At 67.4% G+C, this 25,312-nt stretch carries 23 protein-coding genes and 1 pseudogene; 14 read left to right on the top strand and 10 right to left on the bottom strand.

Features of this window, described 5'->3' with window-relative positions:
- Positions 1-106 precede the first annotated feature (106 nt).
- Complete coding sequence (locus tag AWB95_RS21950) at positions 107-775, bottom strand: O-methyltransferase (RefSeq protein ID WP_085168649.1); 669 nt, start codon at positions 773-775, stop codon at positions 107-109.
- A 186-nt stretch (positions 776-961) separates the two neighbouring features.
- Between AWB95_RS21950 and sigE the strand changes: the two genes are divergently transcribed.
- From sigE to tatB, 4 genes are all read left to right on the top strand, one after another.
- Positions 962-1,735, top strand: a complete 774-nt coding sequence (sigE, locus tag AWB95_RS21945; protein WP_062541357.1) for an RNA polymerase sigma factor SigE — start codon at positions 962-964, stop codon at positions 1,733-1,735.
- Positions 1,736-1,839: 104 nt separating this feature from the next.
- Positions 1,840-2,226: an anti-sigma E factor RseA gene (rseA, locus tag AWB95_RS21940; protein WP_085168648.1), complete on the top strand. Its 387-nt coding sequence runs from the start codon at positions 1,840-1,842 to the stop codon at positions 2,224-2,226.
- A 74-nt stretch (positions 2,227-2,300) separates the two neighbouring features.
- Positions 2,301-3,803 (top strand): serine protease HtrA, encoded by a 1,503-nt coding sequence (gene htrA, locus AWB95_RS21935; RefSeq protein ID WP_085168662.1) that lies wholly within the window; start codon positions 2,301-2,303, stop codon positions 3,801-3,803.
- Positions 3,804-4,202 (top strand): Sec-independent protein translocase protein TatB, encoded by a 399-nt coding sequence (gene tatB / locus AWB95_RS21930; RefSeq protein ID WP_062538697.1) that lies wholly within the window; start codon positions 3,804-3,806, stop codon positions 4,200-4,202. It abuts the gene before it with no gap.
- Positions 4,203-4,310: 108 nt separating this feature from the next.
- Here tatB and AWB95_RS21925 read toward each other — a convergent pair whose 3' ends face one another.
- The 4 genes from AWB95_RS21925 to AWB95_RS21910 all read right to left on the bottom strand — a co-directional run bounded on the left by AWB95_RS21925 (position 4,311) and on the right by AWB95_RS21910 (position 8,847).
- A complete protein-coding gene (locus tag AWB95_RS21925; RefSeq protein WP_062538696.1) occupies positions 4,311-5,456 on the bottom strand; it encodes an Mrp/NBP35 family ATP-binding protein in 1,146 nt (381 codons plus the stop codon).
- 25 nt (positions 5,457-5,481) lie between these two features.
- Complete coding sequence (locus tag AWB95_RS21920; protein WP_099539630.1) at positions 5,482-6,867, bottom strand: lytic transglycosylase domain-containing protein; 1,386 nt, start codon at positions 6,865-6,867, stop codon at positions 5,482-5,484.
- 151 nt (positions 6,868-7,018) lie between these two features.
- Complete coding sequence (locus AWB95_RS21915) at positions 7,019-7,555, bottom strand: DUF1003 domain-containing protein (RefSeq protein ID WP_062541303.1); 537 nt, start codon at positions 7,553-7,555, stop codon at positions 7,019-7,021.
- Positions 7,552-8,847 carry a magnesium transporter MgtE N-terminal domain-containing protein gene (locus AWB95_RS21910; protein ID WP_062541304.1) on the bottom strand — a complete coding sequence of 432 codons (1,296 nt, stop codon included), beginning with the start codon at positions 8,845-8,847 and terminating at the stop codon, positions 7,552-7,554. The genes AWB95_RS21915 and AWB95_RS21910 overlap by 4 nt, the downstream gene beginning before the upstream one ends.
- 24 nt (positions 8,848-8,871) lie before the next feature.
- Between AWB95_RS21910 and AWB95_RS21905 the strand changes: the two genes are divergently transcribed.
- Entirely contained in the window at positions 8,872-9,843 is a 972-nt protein-coding gene (locus tag AWB95_RS21905; RefSeq protein ID WP_085168646.1) for an HpcH/HpaI aldolase/citrate lyase family protein, read from the top strand.
- 4 nt (positions 9,844-9,847) lie between these two features.
- On the opposite strand, the gene AWB95_RS21900 is transcribed toward AWB95_RS21905, so the two are convergent.
- Positions 9,848-10,312, bottom strand: a complete 465-nt coding sequence (locus tag AWB95_RS21900; RefSeq protein WP_062540618.1) for a DUF4190 domain-containing protein — start codon at positions 10,310-10,312, stop codon at positions 9,848-9,850.
- A gap of 4 nt (positions 10,313-10,316) precedes the next feature.
- Positions 10,317-10,634 (bottom strand): annotated as a pseudogene (locus tag AWB95_RS21895) (DUF4190 domain-containing protein); the annotation flags it as partial.
- A 198-nt stretch (positions 10,635-10,832) separates the two neighbouring features.
- On the opposite strand from AWB95_RS21895, the gene AWB95_RS21890 reads away from it, so the two are divergent.
- The 6 genes from AWB95_RS21890 (at position 10,833) to AWB95_RS21860 (ending at position 16,453) form a co-directional block, all read left to right on the top strand.
- On the top strand, positions 10,833-11,360 hold the full coding sequence (locus AWB95_RS21890; RefSeq protein WP_062540616.1) for a general stress protein: 528 nt from the start codon (positions 10,833-10,835) through the stop codon (positions 11,358-11,360).
- A gap of 156 nt (positions 11,361-11,516) precedes the next feature.
- Positions 11,517-12,971 carry an ABC transporter substrate-binding protein gene (locus tag AWB95_RS21880; protein WP_169714732.1) on the top strand — a complete coding sequence of 485 codons (1,455 nt, stop codon included), beginning with the start codon at positions 11,517-11,519 and terminating at the stop codon, positions 12,969-12,971.
- Positions 12,968-13,861 (top strand): carbohydrate ABC transporter permease, encoded by an 894-nt coding sequence (locus AWB95_RS21875; protein WP_085168644.1) that lies wholly within the window; start codon positions 12,968-12,970, stop codon positions 13,859-13,861. Before AWB95_RS21880 ends, AWB95_RS21875 begins: the two co-directional genes overlap by 4 nt.
- Positions 13,854-14,690, top strand: a complete 837-nt coding sequence (locus AWB95_RS21870; protein ID WP_085168661.1) for a carbohydrate ABC transporter permease — start codon at positions 13,854-13,856, stop codon at positions 14,688-14,690. Before AWB95_RS21875 ends, AWB95_RS21870 begins: the two co-directional genes overlap by 8 nt.
- A 4-nt stretch (positions 14,691-14,694) precedes the next feature.
- Positions 14,695-15,879: an ABC transporter ATP-binding protein gene (locus AWB95_RS21865; protein ID WP_085168643.1), complete on the top strand. Its 1,185-nt coding sequence runs from the start codon at positions 14,695-14,697 to the stop codon at positions 15,877-15,879.
- Entirely contained in the window at positions 15,860-16,453 is a 594-nt protein-coding gene (locus AWB95_RS21860; RefSeq protein WP_085168642.1) for a suppressor of fused domain protein, read from the top strand. Before AWB95_RS21865 ends, AWB95_RS21860 begins: the two co-directional genes overlap by 20 nt.
- A 60-nt stretch (positions 16,454-16,513) precedes the next feature.
- Here AWB95_RS21860 and corA read toward each other — a convergent pair whose 3' ends face one another.
- The gene (corA, locus tag AWB95_RS21855) at positions 16,514-17,617 is read right to left on the bottom strand and encodes a magnesium/cobalt transporter CorA (protein ID WP_062538685.1); all 1,104 of its coding nucleotides are present in this window, start codon (positions 17,615-17,617) and stop codon (positions 16,514-16,516) included.
- A 160-nt stretch (positions 17,618-17,777) separates the two neighbouring features.
- Between corA and AWB95_RS21850 the strand changes: the two genes are divergently transcribed.
- Genes AWB95_RS21850 through AWB95_RS21840 form a run of 3 tightly spaced genes read left to right on the top strand, consistent with a single transcriptional unit; the run spans position 17,778 to position 20,802 of the window.
- Positions 17,778-18,767, top strand: a complete 990-nt coding sequence (locus AWB95_RS21850; protein WP_085168641.1) for a malate dehydrogenase — start codon at positions 17,778-17,780, stop codon at positions 18,765-18,767.
- 20 nt (positions 18,768-18,787) lie between these two features.
- Entirely contained in the window at positions 18,788-19,957 is a 1,170-nt protein-coding gene (locus AWB95_RS21845) for an NAD(P)-dependent malic enzyme (RefSeq protein WP_238600912.1), read from the top strand.
- Positions 19,954-20,802, top strand: a complete 849-nt coding sequence (locus AWB95_RS21840; protein ID WP_085168640.1) for a glycine betaine ABC transporter substrate-binding protein — start codon at positions 19,954-19,956, stop codon at positions 20,800-20,802. The genes AWB95_RS21845 and AWB95_RS21840 overlap by 4 nt, the downstream gene beginning before the upstream one ends.
- A gap of 84 nt (positions 20,803-20,886) precedes the next feature.
- Here the strand turns inward: AWB95_RS21840 and AWB95_RS21835 are convergent, their stop codons facing one another.
- Positions 20,887-21,717 (bottom strand): SDR family NAD(P)-dependent oxidoreductase, encoded by an 831-nt coding sequence (locus tag AWB95_RS21835; protein ID WP_062540316.1) that lies wholly within the window; start codon positions 21,715-21,717, stop codon positions 20,887-20,889.
- Between the two features lie 99 nt (positions 21,718-21,816).
- On the bottom strand, positions 21,817-25,312 hold a 3,496-nt coding region (locus AWB95_RS21830), incomplete at its 5' end, for a multifunctional oxoglutarate decarboxylase/oxoglutarate dehydrogenase thiamine pyrophosphate-binding subunit/dihydrolipoyllysine-residue succinyltransferase subunit (RefSeq protein WP_249025645.1).

The raw sequence follows: 25,312 nt of genomic DNA, 5'->3' as shown, positions 1-25,312 counted from the left end.
TACACTAAACGCGCGTTCAGCCCAGGTCAAGTATGGACGCGCGAGCAGACGCAGAATCGCCTCATTTCGGCACGAAATGGGCGATTCTGCGTCTGCTCGGCAGTGACTAGTCGCGAACGGCGGCCAGCAGGCCGTCGCCCAGCGGCACCAACGCTGGCGTGAGGCGATCGTCCTCGGCGATCAGCCGCGCCGCCTCGCGCACCGCGGTGACCTCGGCGTCGTGGGCGGCGGGGTCGCCCGCCCGTCCGCCGAGTGCCGCCCGGTGGACGACGATCAGCCCGCCGGAACGCAGCAGCCGGACCCCCTCGACGACGTAGTCCGGCTGGTCGACCGGGTCGGCGTCGATGAACACCAGGTCGTAGGAATCGTCGGCCAGCCGGGTCAGCACCTCTTGCGCGCGGCCGCTGATCAGCCGGGTGCGCGACGGCCCGATGCCGGCGTCGCTGAACGCCTGCTTGGCGATGCGCTGGTACTCGGGCTCGATGTCGATCGTGGTCAACACACCGTCGTCGCTCATCCCGGACAGCAACCACAGCCCGCTGACCCCGGCGCCGGTGCCCACCTCGACGACGGCTTTACCGCCGCTGAGCTTGGCGAGCAGGCTCAGCAGCGCTCCGACCGCGGGAGTGACCGCGCCCGCGCCGATGTCCACCGCGCGCTCGCGAGCCGCCGCCAAAACCGCGTCCTCGGAGATCGACTCCTCGGCGTGGGCATAGATGGCCGCGGCCCGACTGGTTTGGGCCGCCTGGCCGGTTGGGTGGTCGGTGCTGGCCATGCCCCGCAGCGTAGAGCCAACCCCTGCCGCGGTCAGGCAGGCGCGCCCCTGACAAGCCGACACGCCCGCACGGCGAGGTCGCATCGGTAGGCAAAATCGCAGCGCAAACCGGCGCCGGCCGGGTTTCTCAGCGAAAGCTCAGTCGCGTCACATGCCGGCCACACCCCGATAGGCAACGGTATGTACATGGATCGCGGAGGACGCTGGGCCGGGAATACAGCATGGAGTCTCGGCGTTGCCCGCGGTGACGCACTGCCATATGACGGCAGGACCAATCCGGAGGATCTGACTATCACCACCCTGATGAGCCCGGCGAGCATGTCGCACCCAGAGCGCTACCGCGACGCCGACTGGGTCGAGCCATCCGACGAGCCGTACGGAACCGCGATCTTCGACGCGACCGGTGACAAGGCCGCTATGCCGTCGTGGGACGAATTGGTACGCCAGCACGCCGACCGCGTCTACCGGCTGGCCTACCGGTTGTCCGGCAATCAGCACGACGCCGAGGACCTCACCCAGGAGACCTTCATCCGGGTGTTCCGCTCAGTGCAGAATTACCAGCCGGGAACTTTCGAGGGTTGGTTGCACCGCATCACCACCAACCTTTTCCTGGACATGGTGCGCCGCCGCGGCCGTGTCCGGATGGAGGCATTGCCCGACGACTACGACCGGGTGCCCGCCGACGAGCCCAACCCCGAGCAGATCTACCACGACGCCCGCCTGGGTGCGGATCTGCAGGCCGCGCTGGATTCGCTGCCGCCGGAGTTCCGGGCCGCCGTGGTGTTGTGCGACATCGAGGGCCTGTCCTACGAGGAGATCGGCGCCACCCTCGGCGTGAAGCTGGGCACGGTGCGAAGCCGCATTCACCGCGGACGTCAGGCGCTGCGCGACTACCTGGCGGCGCACCCCGAGCATGCCGAGCGTTCCCTGGACCTCGGCTCACCGGGCGACCCAGCCTGACGACACTCGACCTTCCGGGCTGTTCAGTGGTATTGCGCACCGGGGTAGCGCGCTACATTCGAGGTAGTGCCGCGCATCCGCGCGATACCGAGAGGAGCTTGGCGATGGTCGACCGGGGACATGTGTTCCGCCGCGCGTTCTCCTGGGTTCCCTCCCAATTTGCCTCGCAGAGCGACGCGCCGGTCGGCGCACCCCGCCAGTTCGGTTCCACCGAACACCTGTCAACCGAGGCCATCGCGGCGTTCGTCGACGGCGAGCTGCGGATGACCGCACACCTGCGCGCGGCCCATCACATTTCGCTGTGTCCCGAGTGCGCCACCGAAGTCGAGGATCAGAGCCGAGCGCGCGCCGCGTTGCGCGATTCCAGCCCGATCAGTATCCCCAGCTCATTACTGGGGCTGCTGTCCCAGATCCCGCAGTCGCCCCCCGACGACACGTTCTCCGACCCGTTGGCCGGCGGCAGCGCGCGTGACCGGCGTAAGCGCCGGTAGGGTGGATTAGCCGGTGTCAGACGCCGTGCTCGTACCCACAGCGGGTGTTTCTCCAGCGCTCGGAAGAGGATGACGTGACCTCCGACCAAGACAAGTACGGCGGCCACCGGCTGGCGCCGCGACCCGTTTCGCGGCCACCGGTCGACCCGGCGTCGCAGCAGACGTTCGGCCGCCCCAACGGCGTACAGGGCTCGTTTGTGGCGGAGGCGGTACGCCCGCAGAAGTACCGCAACCAAAGCGAATTCACCCCGCACGACGAGCCGGCCGACCCCGTGCTCGAAGAGGCCTTCGGCCGGCCGTTCCCGGAGGCCGAATCGCTGCAGCGTCACCCCACCGACGCCGGCGCGCTGGACAGCGAAAAGGATAAGGACCAGCTCGAGGGGGCAGACGACCCGTGGCGCGACCCGGGCGCGGCCGCCGCGCTCGGTAGCCCCGCGCTGGCGCCCGCTCCGCCGCGCGGCGCCGCCGGGCTCGGCGGCAAGCTCGGGGTGCGCGACGTGCTGTTCGGGAGCAAGGTTTCCTACCGGGCCCTGGCCATCCTGGCCGCGATCGCACTGGTGATCGGGCTGGCCGGCGGCTGGATCGGGCGCAAGACCGCCGAGGTCGCCGAGGCGTTCACCACGTCGAAGGTGACGCTGTCCACCAGCGGTAACAAGGAAGAGCCGGCCGGCCGGTTCGCCAAAGTTGCCGCTGCGATCGCCGACTCGGTGGTGACGATCGAATCGGTCAGCGACCAGGAGGGCATGCAGGGCTCCGGGGTGGTGATCGACGGCCGCGGCTACATCGTGACCAACAACCACGTCATCTCCGAGGCGGCCAACAATCCCAGCCAGTGGAAGACAAGCGTCGTGTTCAACGACGGCAAGGAAGTGCCCGCCAACTTGGTCGGCCGCGACCCCAAGACCGACCTGGCCGTGCTCAAGGTCGACAACGTCAACAACCTGACGGTGGCCCGGCTCGGCGACTCCGACAAGGTGCGCGTCGGCGACGAGGTGCTGGCCGCCGGTGCGCCGCTCGGGCTGCGCAGCACCGTGACGCACGGCATCATCAGCGCGCTGCACCGCCCGATCCCGTTGTCGGGTGACGGCTCGGACACCGACACCGTCATCGACGCGGTGCAGACCGACGCCTCGATCAACCACGGCAACTCCGGCGGCCCGCTGATCGGGATGGATTCGCAGGTGATCGGCATCAACACGGCCGGCAAGTCGCTGTCCGACAGCGCCAGCGGGCTGGGTTTCGCGATCCCGGTCAACGAGGCGAAAGAAGTCGCGCAGACGCTGATCAAGGACGGCAAGATCGTGCACCCGACGCTGGGGCTGAGCACCCGGTCGGTGAGCAACGCGATTGCCTCCGGCGCTCAGGTGGCCAACGTGAAGGCCGGCAGCCCCGCGCAGCAGGCCGGCATTTTGGAGAACGACGTCGTGGTCAAGGTCGGCAACCGCCCCGTCGCCGACGCCGACGAAATGGTTGTTGCAGTGCGGCAGTTGACCATTGGACAGGACGCCCCGGTCGAGGTGGTGCGCGACGGGCGGCATGTCACGCTGACGGTGAAACCGGGTCCGGACAACAGTTAGGTGTTCGCCAACGTCGGCTGGGGAGAGATGCTCGTCCTCGTGGTGGTCGGGCTGGTGGTCCTCGGTCCCGAGCGGCTCCCGGGCGCAATTCGCTGGAGCGCCAACGCTCTTCGCCAGGCCCGCGACTACCTCAGTGGGATGACCGAGCAGCTGCGCCAGGACATCGGACCCGAATTCGACGATCTGCGTGAGCCGTTGAGCGAGTTGCAGAAGCTACGCGGTATGACGCCGCGCGCGGCACTGACCAAGCACCTGTTCGACGGCGACGATTCGCTGTTCACCGGCAGGTTCGACCGGGTGGAGGAAGGTGTTCCGCCGCCGCCCGCCTACCCGTCGTCTCCCGAGCCGTCGCCACCCCCTGCCGACGGCCCCGCACCGTTCGACGTAGACGCGACCTAGGGTCGTCGAGTGTGAATCCTTGGCGTCGAGTGTGAAGCCAGGGCGGTGGAATCGCGAAAATCCCGCCCCCAGTTCACTTTCGAAGCCAAGGATTCGCAGTCGTCTAGTCTAGTGCTGGGCCGTGTCCAGCCCCAACGACATCCCGGCCAGCCCGCGGCGCCGTGACGACAGTGCGTCGGCGACCCGGCGCAGCTCCTTGCCGACGGCCGAATCCGGTGCACTGAGCACGATCGGCACACCGGAGTCGCCGGCGGCCACCAGCGCAGGATCCAGCGGGATCTGCCCCAGCAGCGGCACGTCAGCGCCGACCGCCCTCGACAGCCGCTCGGCGACCTGCTGGCCGCCGCCTTCGCCGAACACCTGCAGCTGCGAACCGTCGGGCAGCATCAACCACGACATGTTCTCCACCACGCCGACGATGCGCTGACGGGTCTGCAACGCGATGCTGCCGGCCCGTTCGGCGACTTCGGCGGCCGCGTGCTGCGGTGTGGTCACGACCAGGATTTCGGCGTTGGGGATCAGCTGTGCCACGGAGATGGCGATGTCGCCGGTGCCGGGTGGCAGGTCGAGCAGCAGCACGTCGAGATCGCCCCAGTACACGTCGGCGAGGAATTGCTGCAGCGCCCGGTGCAGCATCGGCCCGCGCCACACCACCGGCGTGTTGCCCTGGGTGAACATCGCGATCGAAATCACCCGCACGTCATGGGCGATCGGGGGCAGGATCATCGATTCGACTTGCGTGGGCCGATCGGTGGTGCCCATCATCCGGGGGATCGAGTGGCCGTGGATGTCGGCGTCGAGCACCCCCACCGACAAACCGCGCGCGGCCATCGCCGCGGCCAGGTTGACCGTCACTGTCGACTTGCCGACGCCGCCCTTGCCGGAGGCGACCGCGTACACCCGGGTCAGCGACCCCGGTTGGGCGAACGGGATGACGGGTTCGCGGGCATCGCCGCGCAGCTGCTTGCGCAGCTCGGTGCGCTGCTCGTCGCTCATCACGTCCAGGCCGACGGTGACTGCGCCGGTTCCGGGCACGTCGGCGACCGCCCGGGTGACCCGCTCGCTGATTTCCGTTTTCTTCGGGCACGCGGCCGTGGTGAGGTAGATCTCCACGTGCACTGCGCCGTTGGGCCCGACGTCGATGCCTTTGACCATCCCGAGTTCGGTGATCGGACGCCGCAGTTCGGGGTCGATCACCTTGGCCAGCGCAGCGCGGATCGCGGCGGTCAGATCGGAGTCAGCGGTTTGAGACATCACCGCCGAGTGTAGGCGGCGGCGGTCAGCCGGCCGGACCTGGCAGGGGGCCCGGACCCGACGCCGGGTTGGCCGCCGTCGGCGGCTGCGGTGCGCCCGGCTGCGGCGGACCGGGCGCAGCCGGTGGCGGACCAGGTGCAGCCGGCGCGGCGGGCGGGGGTGCGACCTGCGGGCCTGCCGGTGATCCAGGCGGCGCCACCCCTGGCGGCGCAAGCAACGGCGGTTGTCCCGGCTGCTGCGCGGGCGCCGCTTCCTGCGGCCCGATGCAGATCACCGTGCAGCTCGACGAGCGCTGAGCCGGCAGCTGCTGCTGTTGCGCCCACGGCCACATCGGCTGCTGGCCGGGAGCAGCGGATTGGCTGAGATCGATCAGCGGCATCTGCGCCAGCGGGTCGGTCGAGGGGAGGCCGTGGATGTTGAGCGGCAACCCGGGCCCGATGCCCTCGGCGTTCTCCAAATGCTCCAGATGCATGTCGGCGAGCGGCGGCGGGGCGCCGGTGAGCGGCGGCAGGTCGACCGGCACCACACCGGTGGCGTAGGCGGCCGCCCAGCCCAGCACGTTCTGGGCGTACGGCATCGAGTTGTTGTAGCGCAGGATCGCCGACAGCACCTGCTGCGAGTCGCGCAGGTCCAAGCCGCCGCTGCACAGGTAGCGCGCCGCGGCCAGGGTGGAGTCGTACAGGTTCTGCGGGTCGGCGACGCCGTCGCCGTCGCCGTCCGAGGCGTACCGCGCCCAGGTGCCGGGCAGGAACTGCATCGGCCCCATCGCGCGCGCGAAGGTGACCCGGCCCGGCGCACTGTTTTGGACGATGACCTCGTTTCCGGGCAGCGTGCCGTCCAGCGCGGGACCGTAGATCGGGCGCACTGCCGTGCCGCGCGCGTCCGTGGCGCCGCCGTTGGCGTGCATCGATTCGATGCGCCCGATCCCCGCCAGCAGGTTCCAGCTGATCCCACAGTTGGGGTAGGCGTTGGCCATCATCCGCTCGGCGTTGCGGTACGCGGACAGAGCCATCGACGGAATTCCCAGGGCGCCAGGTGAATTCACCACGACCGTGGGCGGCGGCGCCGACACCGTGGCCGCTGCGATGTGGAACGCCTTGAGGGGACGCACGAGTGAGACGACCATCGGCCCCGCCGGGTCGCTGGAGACCGGCACGACCGCGGCAACCGGGGTGATGCCGGTGCCGCGCACCGTGGGAGCCGGCGCGCGGAAGGGCGGAGCGGCGGCGCCGACGGCTCCGGCGAACACGAGTGCGACGATCACGATCACACCGAATACCGGGGTCTGGGTCACGCCGCTGAGCTGCCGTGGCAGCGCCGCACCGAATACCGAGGTCTTGGTCAGACGGCGTAGCTGCCGTCGCACCGTTGCAAGGGCCGGGTGTGCATCCCAGCGTCCCCCTATGCGCACTCGACCGTCCTTGAGTATTCGAGCCTTATCCGGGCGCTCCCGATGCCCGGTGTGGGCCTCGTGAACTAAGTCACCATACATAACAGTTGTGACCGCTGTGGCGGCAATGGCGGACTATGTAATCGCGGATTCCGCGCGGGTGCGATCCCGGTCAGGATTTGTGGGTGTGGCGGTCGAGGCCGTCACCCGTGCCCACCGGCGCGGCGGTGTCCGGCTGGCGATCCTCCAGCAGGTTTCGCAGACCCTCCAGTTCATGGCGCAGGTAGTCGCGGGTCTTGGCCACCTCGCCGATCGCCAGGCGCAGCGCGGCCAGCTCGCGGGCCAGGTATTCGGTGTCGGCCTTGGTCTGGGCCGCGCGCCGGCGATCCTCTTCGAGCGCCACCCGGTCGCGGTTCTCCTGACGATTCTGGGCCAGCAGAATCAGCGGCGCCGCATAGGCGGCCTGGGTGGAGAACGCCAGATTGAGCAGGATAAACGGGTAAGGGTCCCAGCGCAGCTTGACCGCGAACACGTTGACCGCGATCCAGGCCACTACCACCACGGTCTGGATAAGCAGGTAGCGGCCGGTGCCGAAGAACCGGGCAACCGATTCGGTGACCTGCCCCACCGCCTCGGGATCCACCCGCGGGGCGAGCGTGCGTGATGTGCGCGGCGTGTACAGCCGCGCCCGCGCCGACGTTTTGCTCACGACGATCCTCCGGCGACGCCCAGCGCCGGCTCGTCGGTGCTGGCCCGCCAGTCGTGCGGCAGCAAGTGGTCGAGCACGTCGTCGACCGTCACCGCCCCCAGCAGGTGGTTCTGTTCGTCGACGACCGGGCCGCAGACCAGGTTGTACGCCGCGAAGTAGCGCGTCAGTGCGGGCAGCGAGGTGTCCGGACTCAAGCGGGGCAGGTCGGTGTCGATGATTCCGCCGGTCAGCGCGGCCGGGGGCTCGCGCAGCAGCCGCTGCAGGTGCACACAGCCGAGGTAGTGACCGGTCGGGGTGGCGGTCGGTGGGCGCACCACGAAAACCAGCGACGACAACGCGGGGGTGAGGTCGGGATCGCGGACCCGGGCCAGCGCCTCGGCGACCGAGGTGTCCGGGGTGAGCACCACCGGATCGGACGTCATCAAGCCGCCCGCGCTGTCGGGCGAGTGGGTCAGCAGACGTCGCACCGGATCGGACTCGTCGGGATCCATCCGGCGCAGCAACACCTCGGCCTCGGTGGGATTCATCATGCCGAGCAGGTCCGCGGCGTCGTCGGGGTCCATCTCCTCAAGCACAACGGCCGCTCGTTCGGGACCCAGCTGCCTCAACACGTCGGCCTGATCCTCCTCGGGCAACTCCTGCAAGATGTCCGCGAGTCGGTCGTCGTCGAGCGCCTTGACCACCTCGTAGCGCCGTTTGGGCGGCAGCTCACGCAGTGCGTCGGCCACCTCGATCGGCCGCCACTCCTCGAACTGGTGCAGCAGCTGCGCCACGCCCTGCCCGGGCATCGCCAGCGCGGACGGGGTCAGGCCGATCACGTTGTGCCAGTCGACGACGTAGACGCCGGCGCGCCGGCCCAGGCGCCGCGAGTTGCGGACGGCGACACGGGTCACCATCCAGTCGCGGGTTCGCGTCTGTTCGATGCCGAGATCGGTGATCACCACATCGGTGTCGGCCAGCTGCGGCAGTTCGGGATCGTTGACCCGCACCTTGGTGTCCAGCACCTGGCCCAGCACCAGCACTTCGCCAGGCCGCTGCTCGAACCGGTGCAGCGACACGCTGGTGGTGTTCAACGTCACCGCGTTGGGCTCGATTGCTGCGACGCGTCCAATCGGCACGAAAATCCTTCGGCGCGAAGGCAATTCGACGACAAGGCCGAGAACACGCGGCTGTTGACGCACGATGCTGATGCTGACGACGACGTCGCGCACCCGGCCGAGCGACTCGCCCATCGGGCCGAGCACCAGCATTCGCGCCAGCCGTGCCACGTACACCCGGTTGATCGACGTCATGGTTCAAACTGTAGGAGTGAAACTGTGAATAACGCCTATCGACCCCGCCGGACCTGCCTGTCGGTCCCTGGTAGTAGCCAGAAGATGATCGACAAGGCCAAAGCATTGCCGGCCGACGAAGTCTTTCTCGATCTCGAGGATGCCGTCGCCCCCGAAGCCAAGGAATCCGCCCGCACCCGGGTGGCCGCCGCGCTCGCCGGGCCCGGGTGGGCCGGGCAGCTGCGCGGCGTGCGGGTCAACGGCTGGACGACGCCGTGGACCCACGCCGATGTCATCGAGGTGGTCTCGGCCGTCGGCGCGGCGTCCGGCGCCACACTCGATGTCGTTGTGCTGCCGAAGGTCTCCGACGTCTCACATGTCACCGCCCTGGATCTGCTGCTGACCCAGTTGGAAACCACCCACGGACTGCCGGTGGGCGGCATCGGCATCGACGCGCAGATCGAAGACGCCCGCGGCCTGCTGAACGTCGACGCGATCGCTGCTGTCCCGCGGGTGCAGGCCCTGGTGCTGGGTCCGGCGGATCTGATGGCCAGCCTCAACATGCGCACGCTGGTCGTCGGCGAGCAGCCGGAGGGCTACGACGTCGGCGATGCCTACCACCACGCCCTGATGACGATTCTGGTGGCGGCGCGCGCGCACGGCATTGCCGCCGTCGACGGGCCCTACCTCAAGGTGCGCGACGTCGAGGCCTTCCGGCGGGTGGCGGGCCGGTCGGCGGCGCTGGGCTACGACGGCAAATGGGTGCTGCATCCAGACCAGATCGCGGCCGGCAACGAGATCTTCAGCCCGCGCCAGGACGAGTACGACCACGCCGAGCTGATCTTGGAAGCCTACGAATGGCACACCTCGAGTGCCGGTGGCGCCCGCGGCGCGGTGATGCTCGGCGACGAGATGATCGACGAGGCCAGCCGCAAGATGGCATTGGTGATCGCGGCCAAGGGGCGTGCGGCGGGTATGCAACGCCAGTCGGACCCGTTCGTTCCGCCTACCGACTAGCCCCTCAGGACCGGGTCAGGGCACTCAGACCCACGAGCAAGAGCCCGATGATGGCCAGCACCAGCAGCGCGAAGGTGACGGCGCCCACCGCGATGCCGGCGATCGCCAGCCCGCGGCCCTGCTGGTGGGTGTGCTTGATCTGGTTGAGCGCGACGACACCGAGCACAACGCCGACCAGTGGGATCAGCAGCCCGAGGTAGCAGAAGAACGTCAGCGGCACCCCCAAGACGACCCCGGCGATCGACGTGGTGAGCGATCCGATCGCCAGACCGTTGGTTCCCGCAGGTCCGTAGGGGTATCCCGGCGGGCCGCCGTAACCGAAGGGGCCACCCGGATACGGCGGTGGCGGCGGATATGCGTGCGGATACACCGGATAGTTCATCGGCGTGTTCGGGTCGACCGGCGCGGGCGGGTTGTTCCACCACGGCTGTTGCTCTCCGCCCGGGTACGGCTGATCGGGGCCGGTCATGTCGCTAGTGCAGCCGCACAGTGATGAAGAAAATGAGGCTGACCACCAGCGTCGCGATGCCGACGACGATGCCCGCGACGGCCAGGCCGTAACCCTGCTGCGGATTCCGCTTGATCTGGTTGACGGCGACGGTGCCCAACACGATGCCCACGATTGAGCCGATGCCGCACAGCAGGCCTACCAGCGAGGCGACCAAGGCGGCGATCGCCAGGGTGTTGGTGCCGGGCTGTTCTCCGTGGGCGCCTGCATACTCCGGATAGCCGCCCGGGACCCCGCCGTAGCCTGGCGGCATCGGCGGTGGATAGCCCGACGGCGGATTCGGCCCCTCCGGCGTTCTCTCGCCGGAGTCGCCGCCGGGAACTGTCATGCTGTTCAACCTAAACGATGCGGACGGTCGGCGGCCGGAACTGGCAGAGCCCGCCTGCGACGCAAGCGGCGCACCGAGATCTACCGTATGTGCTGGTAGAAGATCGACAGCGGCCCGCTGCTACTTGGTACGCCGGCAGAGGAGAATAGAACTATGACCAGCCCTTTCCAGCCCGGACAGGTTCCCGGTGGCGCCCCCTCCGGCCCGGCGGCGGGCCGGCGCAGCGCGCCCGGACTGCCGACCCCGCCCAAGGGTTGGCCGGTGGGGTCGTACCCCACCTATGCGGAGGCGCAGCGAGCCGTCGACTACCTGTCCGAGCAAGAGTTCCCGGTGCAGCAGGTGACGATCGTCGGGGTCGACCTGATGCAGGTCGAACGGGTTACCGGCCGGCTGACCTGGCCGAAGGTCCTCGGCGGTGGCGTTTTGAGTGGCGCCTGGTTGGGGCTGTTCATCGGCTTGGTGCTGGGGTTTTTCAGCCCCAACCCGTGGGCCGCGCTGGCCACCGGCCTGATCGCCGGGGTTTTCTTCGGCCTGATCACCTCCGCGGTCCCGTATGCGATGGCGCGCGGCACCCGCGACTTCAGTTCGACGATGCAACTGGTCGCCGGCCGCTACGACGTGCTGTGCGACCCGCAGAATGCCGAGAAAGCCCGCGACCTTCTCGCCCGCCTGGCGATCTGACCGCTCTCGAACGTGGCACGCATACCGGGCGTGTTGCATCTCACGCGTAGCTGGTTCTACCGTTCTGCCGCGGGGAACCGGAGAAAGGCAGGTGCCGTGGCGATCGCAAGCGCGGCGAAGCCGGGTGAAGCGGATCGCCACCGTGAGCTCGGGCCGATCGCAAGCGCGGCGAAGCCGGGTGAAGCGGATCGCCACCGTGAGCTCGGGCCGAGTCGCGGGCGCGCGCGGCGGCTGGCCGCGGCCGTGCTGGCGGCGCTGACAACCGCTTCGGTGTCGTCGTGCGGATCGGCCGACGACGGTCTGGTGGTGAGTCTCTACTCGCCGGCCAACGACACCGCGACATTCACCGCGCTCGCCCGGCGCTGCACCGACCAGCTCGGCGGCCGGTTCACCATCCGGCAGTTCAGCCTGCCCCGGTCGGCGGACGACCAGCGGCTGCAGTTGGCCCGCAGGCTCACCGGCAACGACCGCACCCTGGACGTGATGGCCATCGACGTGGTGTGGACCGCGGAGTTCGCCGACGCCGGCTGGGCGCTGCCGCTGTCCGACGACCCCGCCGGCCGGGCCGAGGCCGACGCCACCTCCGACACGCTGCCGGGTCCGCTCGCGACCGCCCGCCGTCGACACAAGCTCTACGCGTCACCACTGACGACGAACACCCAATTGCTTTGGTACCGCGCGGATTTGATGGATAAACCGCCGACCACCTGGGATGGCATGGTGGCCGAGGCAACGCGGCTGCACGACGCCGGCAAACCGAGCTGGATCGCGGTGGAGGCCAAGCAATACGAGGGGCTGGTGGTGTGGTTCAACACGCTGCTGGCCAGTGCCGGCGGCCAGGTGCTGTCCGACGACGGCAAGGCGGTCACGCTGACCGACACCCCCGTCCACCGCGCGGCGACGGTCAAGGCTCTGCAGACCATGAAGTCGGTGGCCACCGCACCCGGTGCCGACCCGTCGATCACCCAGACCGACGAGGGCACAGCGCGATTGGCGCTCGAGCAAGGCAAAGCCGCGCTCGAGGTCAACTGGCCGTTCGTGCTGCCTTCCATGCTCGAGAACGCCGTCAAAGGCGGCGTGGGATTCCTGCCGCTCAACAGGCGTCCGGACCTGGCGGGCAGCATCGACAGCGTGGGGAGTTTCGATCCGACCGACGAGCAGTTCCGCGCGGCCTACGAGGCCGCCAAGTCGGTGCTCGGCTTCGCGCCCTATCCCGGTGTGCAACCCGGTCGGCCGGCCAAGGTGACGATCGGCGGACTGAATCTGGCGGTGGCCAAGACAACTCGCCACAAGGCGGAGGCTTTCGAGGCCGTGCGCTGCCTGCGCAGTCTGGCCAACCAGAAATACGTCTCGATCGAGGGCGGCCTGCCCGCGGTGCGCTCGTCGCTGTACTCCGATTCGCAGTTCCAGGCGAAGTATCCGATGTACGACGTGATTCGCCGGCAACTCACCGACGCAGCCGTGCGCCCGGAGACACCGCTCTACCAAGCGGTGTCGACCCGGATCTCGGCAACGCTGGCCCCGATCACCGCGATCGATCCGGAGAAGACCGCCGACACGCTCACCGAGCAGGTGCAGAAGGCCATCGACGGGAAGGGCCTGATCCCATGACCGCGACCACCGCGACCGAGGGCCGGCGTTCGGAGCGCCGCCTGGCGTTCACCCTGGTGGCGCCCGCGGTGCTTCTGATGCTGGCCGTGACGGCGTACCCGATCGGTTACGCGGTGTGGTTGAGCTTGCAGCGCTTCAGTTTTGCCACACCGGGCGACGCCAAGTTCGCCGGCCTGGCCAATTACCAAACCATCTTGACCGACCGCCTGTGGTGGACGGCGTTCGTGGTGACGCTGGCTATCACCGTGGTTTCGGTGGCGCTCGAGTTCGTGTTGGGCTTGGCGCTGGCGCTGATCATGCACCGCAGCCTGCTCGGCAAGGGCGTGGTGCGCACGGCGGTGTTGATTCCGTACGGCATCGTCACGGTGGCCGCGTCGTACAGCTGGTACTACGCCTGGACGCCCGGCACCGGGTATCTGGCCAACCTGCTGCCGCAGGGCAGCGCGCCGCTGACCCAGCAGATTCCGTCGCTTTGCATCGTGGTGCTCGCCGAGGTCTGGAAGACGACACCGTTCATGGCGCTGTTGCTGCTGGCCGGGTTGGCGTTGGTGCCCGACGACCTGCTCAAGGCCGCCCAGGTCGACGGCGCGGGTGCCTGGCGACGGCTGTTCAAGATCATTCTGCCGCTGATCAAACCGGCGATCCTGGTGGCGCTGCTGTTCCGCACCTTGGATGCCTTCCGGATCTTCGACAACATCTATGTGCTCACCGGCGGCTCCAACAACACCGATTCGGTGTCGATGCTGGGCTACGACAACCTGTTCAAGGGCTTCAATGTGGGCCTGGGCTCGGCGATTTCGGTGCTGATCTTCCTCAGCGTGGCGGTCATTGCGCTCATCTTCGTCAAGGTGTTCGGGGCTGCGGCACCGGGAGGTGAGGGCCGTGGCTGAGCGGGCCGGTGCCGCGCGCACGGCAGGTTGGGTGGTGGCCGACGCGTTGGTGGTGATCTATGCGCTGTTTCCGGTGTTGTGGATCTTGTCGCTGTCGCTCAAGCCGACATCAACGGTCAAAGACGGCAAGCTGATTCCGTCATCGGTGACCGTTGACAACTATCGCGCCATTTTCCGCGGAAACTTCTTCAGCTCGGCGCTGATCAATTCGATTGGTATCGGCGCGATTACCACCGTGATCGCGGTCGTCATCGGTGCAATGGCGGCTTATGCGGTGGCGCGGTTGGATTTCCCCGGCAAAGGGCTCTTGATCGGCGCCGCGCTATTGATCGCGATGTTTCCGCAGATCTCGCTTGTCACACCGATATTCGATATCGAACGCGCGGTCGGCCTGTTCGACACCTGGCCGGGCCTGATCATCCCGTACATCACTTTCGCTTTGCCGCTGGCACTGTACACTCTGTCCGCATTCTTCCGAGAGATCCCCTGGGATTTGGAGAAGGCCGCCAAGATGGACGGCGCCACACCGGGCCAGGCGTTCCGCAGGGTCATCGTTCCACTGGCGGCGCCGGGAATTGTGACTGCCGCAATCCTGGTGTTCATCTTCGCCTGGAACGACCTGCTGCTCGCACTGTCGTTGACCGCCACCAAGGCGGCGATCACCGCACCGGTGGCCATTGCCAACTTCACCGGAAGTTCGCAATTCGAGGAGCCGACCGGATCGATCGCGGCCGGCGCGATGGTCATTACCGTCCCGATCATCGTTTTTGTTCTAGTCTTCCAACGACGGATAGTTGCCGGACTGACCTCTGGCGCTGTGAAGGGATAGCTCGATGGCCGAGATTGTGTTGGACCGGGTGACCAAGAGTTACCCTGACGGCGCGACGGCCGTGAAGGATCTGAGCATCACCATCGCCGACGGCGAATTCCTCATCCTGGTCGGGCCTTCCGGCTGCGGCAAGAGCACGACGCTGAATATGATTGCCGGGCTGGAGGATATCTCGTCGGGGGAGTTGCGGATCGGCGGCGAGCGGGTCAACGACAAGGCACCCAAGGACCGCGACATCGCGATGGTGTTCCAGTCGTATGCGCTGTACCCGCATATGACGGTGCGCCAGAACATCGCCTTTCCGCTGACTCTGGCGAAGATGAAGAAGGCCGAGATCGCCCAGAAGGTCGAGGAGACCGCGAGAATCCTTGATCTGACTGACTTTCTGGATCGCAAGCCCTCCCAGTTGTCGGGTGGCCAGCGCCAGCGGGTGGCGATGGGCCGGGCTATTGTGCGTCACCCCAAGGCGTTCCTGATGGACGAGCCGCTGTCGAATCTGGACGCCAAGCTGCGGGTCCAGATGCGCGGCGAGATCGCGCGCCTGCAGCGGCGGTTGGGTACTACGACGGTGTATGTGACCCACGACCAGACCGAGGCCATGACACTGGGCGACCGGGTGGTGGTGATGCGAGGCGGTGTTGCGCAGCAGATCGGCACTCCCGACGAACTCTACGAGCGGCCGGCCAACTTGTTCGTCGCCAGCTTCATCGGCTCGCCCGCGATGAATTTCTTCCCCGCCACCATGACGCCCACCGGGGTGAGCCTGCCGTTCGGCGAGGTGACGCTGACCCAGCCGGTCTACGATGTGCTGGCGCAGCACCCGACACCGCAGAACGTCATCGTGGGCATCCGCCCGGAGCATCTGCAGGACGCCGCGCTGATCGACGCCTATCAGCGCCTCAGCGCGCTGCTCTTCGAGGTGAAGGTCGACATGGTCGAGTCGCTGGGCGCCGACAAGTACGTGTACTTCACCACCGAGGGCGCCGCCGTGCATTCCAAGCAGCTGGCCGAGGCGGAGGAGGAATCCGACGGCGTCGAACACGAATTCGTCGCGCGGGTTCCGTCGGCGTCGAAGGCCGCAAAAGGACAGTCGCTCGAATTGGCTTTCGACACATTGAAACTGGCCATCTTCGACGCCGATTCCGGTGTCAACCTGACTGTTCCGCCGAGTGACACAGATTCTGGCTGAAGTCCGCACACACCTGTGCGGGCACTTTGCCGACGCGCAGCCCGATGTCGCGAGTGTGACCTTTCTGGGCACCGAGCCCATCGAGGTGCTGCGTTTCCCGCCGGGCAGCGACGGCGTGGTCCACTACGTGTCGCTGGGTTGTTCGCGGCATCCGATGGTCGATCCGACCGCGATGGTCGCCGATCCGTTGCGGGGTCCGCGTGCCGAAGTCGTTCTGCGCCTGCGTGATCCGGGACCGATTACCGGGCTGGCCCGTAGCCTGGCCGTCGTGGCGGCCACGCCGGCGGTCGAGGGCGTGGTGCTGGTGCCCGATGGTCTGATCGACCTCGGCTCGCCGCTGTGGGCGAAAGCGTCCGGGCCGGCGCCGTTCACCGCGGTGTTGTTGGGCCGCAGCGACATCGGCGAGCTGCCGCTGGAGTCGCCGCGCGAGCCGGTGACTTTTTTGTCGGCGACACCGATTACCGCGACCGAGGCGGCGTGGGTGCGACTCAAAGGGGCCGACGCCATGCGCGAGGCGTGGCGGGCCGACGGCGTCGACGTCCTTTCGCCAAACCGCCGCGCCTCTTCTGCGTGAACAGACGCAGAATCGCATGAATTCGGCTGCGGTAACGCGATTCTCTGTCTGCTCGCGGGACTATAGCCAGCGGTTGCGCCGGAAGGTGCGGTACAGGACCAGGCAGATCGTCGCCATCACGACGAGCACCACCGGGTAACCCCAGGTCTTGTGAAGGATCGGCATGTACTCGAAGTTCATGCCGTAGATCCCGGCGATCATGGTCGGCATGGCGATGATGGCGGCCCACGCCGACATCTTGCGCATGTCGGTGTTCTGCTGCATGCCGACCCGAGCCAGCGCGGCCTGCACCAGCGAGCTGAGCATCTCGTCGTATCCGGCGATCTGGTCGGCGGCTTGTGTCTGGTGGTCGGCGACGTCGCGCAGATAGCGCCGCACTTCCTTGGAGATCAGGTCCTTGTGCTCGGTCTGCATCCGCTGAAACGGAACCGACAGCGGGCTGACGCAGCGGCGCAGCTCGACGACTTCGCGCTTGAGCAAATAGATCGGTTCGACGTCGGTCCGCTCACCGGGCGTGAACGCCGCCTCCTCGATGGCGTCGATGTCGGTCTCCATCAGGTTGGTCACCTCAAGGTAGTGATCCACCACGTAGTCAGCGATCGCATGCATCACTGCGTAGGGTCCCAGCCGCAGATGGTCGGGGTCGGCGTCCATGCGTTTGCGCACCTCGGAGAGCCCGCCGTGTTCGCCGTGCCGGACCGTGACCACAAAGTTCTTCCCGACGAAGATCATGATCTCGCCGGTCTCGACGATCTCGCGGGCCAGCACCACCGAGTCGTGCGGAACGTAATTCACCGTCTTCAGCACCAGGAACAGCGTCTCGTCGTAGCGCTCCAGCTTGGGCCGTTCGTGGGCGTGCACGGCATCTTCGGTTGCCAGCGGGTGCAGCCCGAAAACGTCTGCCACATCTTGCATCTGGTGTTCGTCGGGCTCGTGCAGCCCGATCCAGACGAACGCGTTCTGGCCGCCCTGTTCGACCTCCCGCACCTTGGCCAGCGCCGTCGCGTGCGTGTACACGCCGGGCAGGCGCACACCCTCGACGTAGACGCCGCAGTCGACCATGACCCGCTCGATCGGCGACTGGACCGACGGGGTGGCCGGCTCGCCGACCTTCGCGCGCACGGCCGGTCGCAGCGATGGTGATAACGCGCGAAACGACGGCATCGCGTCACCTCCGTTGCAGCGCAGTACGGGCCAAGCGTCGGCAATGCTACGCGTCGCGCCAGATCAGCGCCCGTGAGTCGCAGCAGGCGACCCGAGGTTTCCGTCGCGCGTCCGTGCGCTAGTTTCGACCCGACGCAACACTGCCCAAGGAGCAACCGACGTGAGCACAACACCCCTCAAGGTCGCCGTCACCGGCGCCGCCGGCCAGATCGGCTACAGCCTGTTGTTCCGCCTGGCGAGCGGCTCGCTGCTTGGCCCGGACCGCCCGATCGAGCTGCGGCTGCTCGAGATCGAGCCCGCCCTCAAGGCGCTCGAGGGCGTGGTGATGGAGCTCGACGACTGCGCGTTCCCGCTACTGGCCGGCGTCGAGATCGGCGCGGACCCCAACAAGATCTTCAGCGGCGTCAACCTGGCGCTGCTCGTCGGCGCGCGCCCGCGCGGCCCGGGCATGGAGCGCAGCGACCTGCTCGAGGCCAACGGCGCCATCTTCACCGCCCAGGGCAAGGCCCTCAACGAGGTTGCCGCCGCCGACGTCCGTATCGGCGTGACCGGGAACCCGGCCAACACCAACGCGCTGATCGCGATGAGCAACGCGCCCGACATCCCCAAGGAGCGGTTCTCCGCGCTGACGCGGCTGGACCACAACCGCGCCATTTCGCAGCTGGCTAAGAAAACCGGGGCCAAGGTCACCGACATCAAGAAGATGACGATCTGGGGCAACCACTCGGCCACCCAGTACCCCGACATCTTCCACGCCGAGGTGAAGGGCAAGAACGCAGCCGAGGTCGTGGGCGATCAGGCCTGGATCGAAAACGACTTCATCCCGACCGTCGCCAAGCGGGGCGCGGCCATCATCGACGCGCGCGGCGCCTCCTCGGCCGCCTCGGCCGCCTCGGCGACGATCGACGCCGCCCGCGACTGGCTGCTGGGCACCCCCGACGGCGACTGGGTGTCGATGGCCGTCGTCTCCGACGGCTCCTACGACGTGCCGGAGGGCCTGATCTCGTCGTTCCCTGTGACCACCAAGAACGGCAACTGGAGCATCGTCCAGGGGCTTGAGATCGACGAGTTCTCGCGCGGGCGGATCGACAAGTCGACCGCCGAGCTCGCCGACGAGCGCAAGGCGGTCACCGAACTGGGGCTGATCTGAGCCGCAGTACGCTCAAGGACGTGTCCGAACCAAGCCCGCACATCGTCTTAGAAGACGAGGAGATCTTCGAGGCGCACCTGGCCGGAAAGCTTTCCATGCAGTTGAGGGCCCCGCTGGACACCCAACGCGCGCTGTCGATCGCCTACACCCCGGGCGTGGCACAGGTCAGTCGCGCGATTGCCGCCGACCACACGCTGGCCGCTCGCTACACATGGGCGCACCGACTGGTGGCCGTGGTCAGCGACGGCAGCGCGGTTCTGGGTCTCGGCGACATCGGCGCCGCGGCGGCGCTGCCGGTGATGGAGGGCAAGTGCGCGCTGTTCAAGGCGTTCGCGGGCCTGGACTCGATCCCGATCGTGTTGGACACCAAGGATCCCGACGAGATCATCGACACCCTGGTGCGGTTGCGGCCGACCTTCGGCGCGGTGAACCTCGAGGACATCTCCGCGCCGCGGTGTTTCGAGATCGAACGCCGCCTGATCGAGGCGCTGGACTGCCCGGTCATGCACGACGACCAGCACGGAACCGCAATCGTGGTGCTGGCGGCGTTGATCGGCGCGACCAAGGTGCTCGGCCGTGACATGGCCTCGCTGCGCGTGGTGATTTCCGGTGTCGGCGCGGCGGGCTTGGCATGCGCGAAAATTCTGATGTCCGTGGGTATTTCGCACATCACGCTGCTGGACTCGCGCGGGATCCTGCACGCCGGGCGCGACGACCTGACCACCATCAAGGCCGACCTGGCGCGGTGCAGCAACCCCGACGGCCTCACCGGCGGCATGGTCGAGGCGCTCAAGGGGGCCGACATGTTCCTGGGTGTGTCGGGCGGTGTGGTTCCCGAAGAGCTGATCGCGACGATGGCCCCGGACGGCATCGTGTTCGCGCTGTCGAACCCCGACCCGGAGATCCATCCGGATGTGGCGGCCCGGCACGCGGCGATCGTCGCCACCGGCCGCAGCGATTTCCCCAACCAGATCAACAATGTGCTGGCGTTCCCCGGGGTCTTCCTCGGCGCGCTGGATGCCGGCGCCCGCCGGATCACCGAGGCGATGAAGGTGGCCGCGGCCGAGGCGATCGTCTCCGTCGTCGCCGACGACCTGGCGCCGGACCGGATCGTGCCAAGCCCGCTGGACCCGCGGGTGGGACCGGCGGTGGCGGCCGCGGTGGCAGCAGCCGCCGATACCGCCGAGTGACCGCCGGTAGGTTTGTCGCGCTGGTGCTCGCTGCGGCGCTCGCGCTGTGCGGGTGCGGCGACACGCACAACCAGGCGTCCGAACTGGTGGTCGGATCCCAGCGCGACGCAATGTCGGTGCTGCTCGCCGACGTCTATGTCGGGGCGCTGCGCTCGTACGGTTTCCCGGCGCGCAGCGAGCCGGCGCCCGACCCGCTGAGCAAGCTGGACGCCGGCGCGTACAACGTCGTCCCCGGATTCACCGGCCGGGTGCTGCAGGTTTTCCAGCCAGGTGCGAAGGTGCGATCCGACGAGCAGGTCTACCGGGCGATGATCGGCGTGCTCCCGGAGGGGATCGCCGCCGGGGACTACGCGACCGCTGCGGAGGACAAGCCCGCGCTGGCGGTAACCCAGTCGACCGCCAAAGCGTGGGGCGGTACCGAACTGAGCGTGTTGCCCCGGCATTGCGACGGCCTGGTCGTCGCGTCACTCCTCGGCGCCCGCGTGCCCGCCAAGGTAAGTAGCTGTCAACTGCCCCCTCCACACGAATTTCCGGACAGCGCAACGATGTTCGCAGCGCTGCGAGATGGCGAGGTGACGGCGGCGTGGACCAGCACGGCTGCCCCTGACGTGCCCGGGGACCTGGTGGTGCTGGCCGACGGGAAGCCGGCGCTGGTGCAGGCCGAAAACGTGGTGCCGCTGTATCGCCGCAACGAACTGAGCGATCGGCAGCTGCTGGCGATCAACGAGGTGGCCGGTGTGCTCGACACCGCCGCGCTGGTCGACATGCGCCGGCAGGTCGCCAAGGGCGCCGACCCGCAGGCGGTGGCCGACGCGTGGATCGGCGAACACCCGTTGGGACGCTAACCTTCTCCCGCGAGCGTGCGCGTCCCCGGTCGACACGCCGCGCTAATTCCCGGGTTTGCGCACGTTCGCGCCAGTGTGGACGACTTAGCGGGTAGACGGCATCGCCCGGCCCATCACCGAGGCGAACAGCCGCTGATAGCCGGAACCGGTCGCCCGCACGAGCAGGTCCAGCACCTTGGCGTCCGGACCGACGAGGACCCGGGCCTTGTTCTTGCGCACGGCTTCCAGGATGATCCGGGCGGCTCGTTGCGGGCTGGTGCTGGCGAGGCGCTTGTCAAAGAAGTCGGCCAGTTCCTTGGTGTCGACCCCTTCGGCGGCCGTGGCGTTGCGGGCGATCGCGGTTTTGATGCCGCCGGGATGCACGGTGGTCACCTTCACCGGATGACCGGCCAGGATCATCTCCTGCCGCAGCGCTTCGGTGAAGCCGCGCACGGCGAATTTGGCCGAGTTGTAGGCAGCCTGCCCCGGCACAGAGAACAGCCCGAAAACGCTGGAGACGTTGATGACATGCCCGTCGCCGGAAGCGATCAGGTGCGGCAGAAAGGCCTTGGTGCCATTCACGACGCCCCAGAAGTCGACGTCCATCACCCGTTCGATGTCCTTGAATTGGCTGATCTCGATGTCACCGGTGAACGCGATGCCGGCATTGTTGTAGATCTGGTTCACCTTGCCGAAATGCTCGTTGACGGCGTCGGCGTAGACCAGGAAGGCCTCGCGCTCGGCGACGTTGAGGCGGTCCGCCTTGACCGGCGCGCCGATCGCCTTGAGTCGCTCCTCGGTCTGCGCCAGCCCTTCGGTGTTGATATCGCTGATCGCCAACTTCGCGCCCGAGCGGGCCAGCTCGATGGCCAGCGCCTGGCCGATACCCGAACCGGCGCCGGTGACCACGGCCACCTTCCCGGCAAACCCCTCCATGGAGACTCCTTTAATCAGTAGCTGCCGATGAGGCTAGCCGGTACTCGTGGTACGGCCTACATGGCCCCCGCGAGCGTGCGGGGAATGCCCCAGAACCGCTCAGCCGAACGCCAGGTCTATGATTTCCTGTTGCTCGACGGCGTGCACCTTCGACGAACCCGACGACGGCGCCGACATCGCGCGGCGTGAAATCCGTTTGATGCCAGTCAGTTTGTCCGGCACCATTTCGGGCAGCTCTAAGCCGAACCGCGGCCACGCGCCCTGGTTCGCCGGCTCTTCCTGCACCCAGAAGTACTCGTTGACGTTCGGGTACCGGTCGAGCGTTTCGTTGAGCCGCCGTCGCGGCAGCGGCGCCAGCTGCTCGATGCGCACGATCGCGACGTCGTCCCGGTTGTCCTTGGCCTTGCGGGCCACCAACTCGTAGTACAGCTTTCCGCTGGTCAACAGGATCCGTTTGACATTTCCGCGATCGCCGACGCCGTCCTCGTAGGTGGGCTCCTCGAGCACCGAGCGGAACTTGATCTCGGTGAAGTCCTTGATGTCGCTGACCGCGGCCTTGTTGCGCAGCATCGACTTCGGGGTGAACACGATCAGCGGCCGCTGGATGCCGTCGAGCGCATGCCGGCGCAACAAGTGGAAGTAGTTCGCCGGGGTCGACGGCATCGCGATCGTCATCGAACCCTCGGCCCACAGCTGCAGGAAGCGTTCGATGCGGCCCGACGTGTGGTCGGGACCCTGGCCCTCATGACCGTGCGGCAGCAACAGCACCACGTTGGACAGCTGCCCCCACTTGGCCTCGCCGGAGCTGATGAACTCGTCGATGATCGACTGGGCGCCGTTGACGAAGTCGCCGAACTGCGCCTCCCACATCACAAATGCGTCCGGGTTGCCCACTGTGTAGCCGTATTCGAAACCGACAGCGGCGAATTCGGACAACGGCGAGTCGTAGACCAGGAATTTGCCGCCGGTCGGAGTGCCGTCAGGGTTGGTGGCCAGCAGTTGCAGCGGGGTGAACTCCGCGCCGGTGTTGCGGTCGATGATCACCGAATGCCGTTGCGAGAACGTGCCGCGCCGGGTGTCTTGCCCGGAGAGCCGCACCAGCTTGCCTTCTGCCACAAGCGAACCCAGCGCCAGCAATTCGGCGAACGCCCAATCGACTTTGCCCTCATAAGCCATCTCCCGGCGTTTTTCCAGCACGGGCTTGACCCGCGGGTGCACGGAGAACCCCTCCGGCATGGCCAGGTGGGCATCACCGATGCGGGCCAGCAGCGACTTGTCCACCGCGGTGGACAGCCCCGCGGGAATCATCTGGTCGGACTCGACCGATTCACTGGGCTGCACGCCGTGCTTCTCCAGGTCACGGACCTCGTTGAACACCCGCTCCAACTGGCCCTGGTAGTCGCGCAGCGCGTCTTCGGCTTCCTTCATCGAGATGTCGCCGCGACCGATCAGCGCTTCCGTATAGCTCTTGCGCGCACCGCGTTTGGTGTCGATCACGTCGTACATGTACGGGTTCGTCATCGACGGGTCGTCGCCCTCGTTGTGGCCGCGACGGCGATAGCACAGCATGTCGATAATGACGTCCTTGTGGAACTTCTGCCGGAAGTCCACCGCCAGCCGCGCCACCCACTCGCACGCTTCGGGATCGTCACCGTTGACGTGGAAGATCGGCGCACCGATCATCTTCGCGACGTCGGTGCAGTATTCGCTGGACTTGGAGTGCTCTGGCGAAGTGGTGAAACCGATCTGGTTGTTGACGATGATGTGGATGGTGCCGCCGACCCGGTAACCGGGTAGCAACGCCAGGTTCAGCGTTTCGGCCACCACGCCCTGCCCGGCGAACGCGGCGTCGCCGTGCAACATCATCGGCACCACCGAGAACCCGTCCTCGCCGAGGCCCTTGTCGAGCAGGTCCTGCTTGGCTCGCACCAGCCCCTCCAGGACGGGGTCGACGGCCTCGAGGTGCGACGGGTTCGCGGTCAGCGACACCTGAATGTCGTTGTCGCCGAACATCTGTATGTACACGCCGGTGGCGCCGAGGTGGTACTTGACGTCGCCGGACCCGTGCGCCTGGGCCGGGTTCAGGTTGCCCTCGAACTCGCTGAAGATCTGCGAGTACGGCTTGCCGACGATGTTGGCCAGCACGTTGAGCCGCCCGCGGTGCGGCATGCCGATGACCACTTCGTCCAGGCCGTGTTCCGCGCACTGGTCGATGGCTGCGTCCATCATCGGGATGACAGTCTCGGCACCTTCCAGTGAGAAACGTTTCTGTCCAACGTATTTGGTCTGCAGGAAGGTCTCGAAAGCTTCGGCAGCGTTGAGCTTTGACAGGATGTACTTCTGCTGGGCGACGGTCGGCTTGTCGTGCTTGACTTCGATCCGCTCCTGCAGCCACTTCTGCTGTTCGGGTTCGAGGATGTGGGTGTACTCCACGCCGACATGCCGGCAGTAGGCATCGCGCAGCACCGAGAGCACGTCGCGCAACTTCTTGTACTCCGCGCCCGCAAAGCCGTTGACTTTGAACACCCGATCGAGGTCCCACAGCGTCAGCCCGTGGGTCAGCACGTCGAGGTCGGGGTGAGAACGGAAGCGGGTGTTGTCCAGCCGCAGGGGATCGGTGTCGGCCATCAGGTGGCCGCGGTTGCGGTAGGCCGCGATCAGCTCGACGACACGGGCATTCTTGTCGACGATCGAGTCCGGGTTGTCCGGGCGCCAGCGCACCGGCTCATACGGGATGGACAGCTCGCGGAAGATCTCATCCCAGAAGCTGTCGGAGAGCACCATTTCGTGGATGGTGCGCAAGAAATCGCCGGATTCCGCGCCCTGGATGATGCGATGGTCGTAGGTCGACGTCAGCGTGATCAGCTTGCCGATCCCGAGTTCGGCAATGCGTTCCGGGCTGGCGCCCTGGAATTCGGCCGGGTATTCCATGGCGCCGACGCCGATGATGGCGCCCTGACCGGCCATCAGCCGCGGCACCGAGTGCACGGTGCCGATGGTGCCCGGGTTGGTAAGCGAAACCGTCACGCCCGCAAAGTCTTCGGCGGTCAGCTTGCCGTCGCGAGCCCGGCGCACGATGTCCTCATAGGCGGTGACGAACTGCGCGAAGCGCATGCTCTCGCAGCGCTTGATGCCGGCCACCACCAACGACCGCTTGCCGTCCTTGCCCTGCAGGTCGATCGCCAGGCCCAGATTGGTGTGCGCGGGCGTGACCGCGCTGGGCTTGCCGTCGACTTCTGCGAAGTGGCGGTTCATGTTCGGGTACTTCTTGATCGCCCGAACCACCGCGTATCCCAGCAGGTGGGTGAACGAGATCTTGCCGCCGCGGTTGCGCTTGAGCTGGTTGTTGATGACGGTCCGGTTGTCGATCAGCAGCTTGGCCGGAATGGCCCGGACACTGGTCGCAGTCGGCACATCCAGCGAGGCGGACATGTTCTTGACGACGGCCGCGGCGGCACCGCGCAGCACCTGGACCTCGTCGCCCTCGGCAGGCGGGGGACCGGCCGGCCTGGCCGGGGCCACCGGTGCAGTGGTTGCGCCGTTGCCCGGGGCCACGGTGGTGACCGGGGGCGCGGCGGCGTTCCCGGTCCTCGAT

The sequence above is a fragment of the Mycobacterium celatum genome (assembly GCF_002101595.1).
GTDB lineage: Bacteria > Actinomycetota > Actinomycetes > Mycobacteriales > Mycobacteriaceae > Mycobacterium > Mycobacterium celatum.
Note: the sequence above shows the minus strand (reverse complement) of the source record. Positions and strands in the feature narration are given on the sequence as shown.

What these genes read in the sequence shown, in the direction of transcription:
- sigE (WP_062541357.1), top strand. Translation starts at nt 962, where the DNA reads ATGGATCGCGGAGGACGCTGGGCCGGGAATACAGCATGGAGTCTCGGC.
- AWB95_RS21900 (WP_062540618.1), bottom strand. Translation starts at nt 10,312, where the DNA reads ATGACCGGCCCCGATCAGCCGTACCCGGGCGGAGAGCAACAGCCGTGG.
- rseA (WP_085168648.1), top strand. Translation starts at nt 1,840, where the DNA reads ATGGTCGACCGGGGACATGTGTTCCGCCGCGCGTTCTCCTGGGTTCCC.
- AWB95_RS21890 (WP_062540616.1), top strand. Translation starts at nt 10,833, where the DNA reads ATGACCAGCCCTTTCCAGCCCGGACAGGTTCCCGGTGGCGCCCCCTCC.
- corA (WP_062538685.1), bottom strand. Translation starts at nt 17,617, where the DNA reads ATGCCGTCGTTTCGCGCGTTATCACCATCGCTGCGACCGGCCGTGCGC.
- AWB95_RS21865 (WP_085168643.1), top strand. Translation starts at nt 14,695, where the DNA reads ATGGCCGAGATTGTGTTGGACCGGGTGACCAAGAGTTACCCTGACGGC.
- AWB95_RS21910 (WP_062541304.1), bottom strand. Translation starts at nt 8,847, where the DNA reads ATGACGTCGATCAACCGGGTGTACGTGGCACGGCTGGCGCGAATGCTG.
- AWB95_RS21950 (WP_085168649.1), bottom strand. Translation starts at nt 775, where the DNA reads ATGGCCAGCACCGACCACCCAACCGGCCAGGCGGCCCAAACCAGTCGG.
- AWB95_RS21875 (WP_085168644.1), top strand. Translation starts at nt 12,968, where the DNA reads ATGACCGCGACCACCGCGACCGAGGGCCGGCGTTCGGAGCGCCGCCTG.
- AWB95_RS21835 (WP_062540316.1), bottom strand. Translation starts at nt 21,717, where the DNA reads ATGGAGGGGTTTGCCGGGAAGGTGGCCGTGGTCACCGGCGCCGGTTCG.
- AWB95_RS21925 (WP_062538696.1), bottom strand. Translation starts at nt 5,456, where the DNA reads ATGTCTCAAACCGCTGACTCCGATCTGACCGCCGCGATCCGCGCTGCG.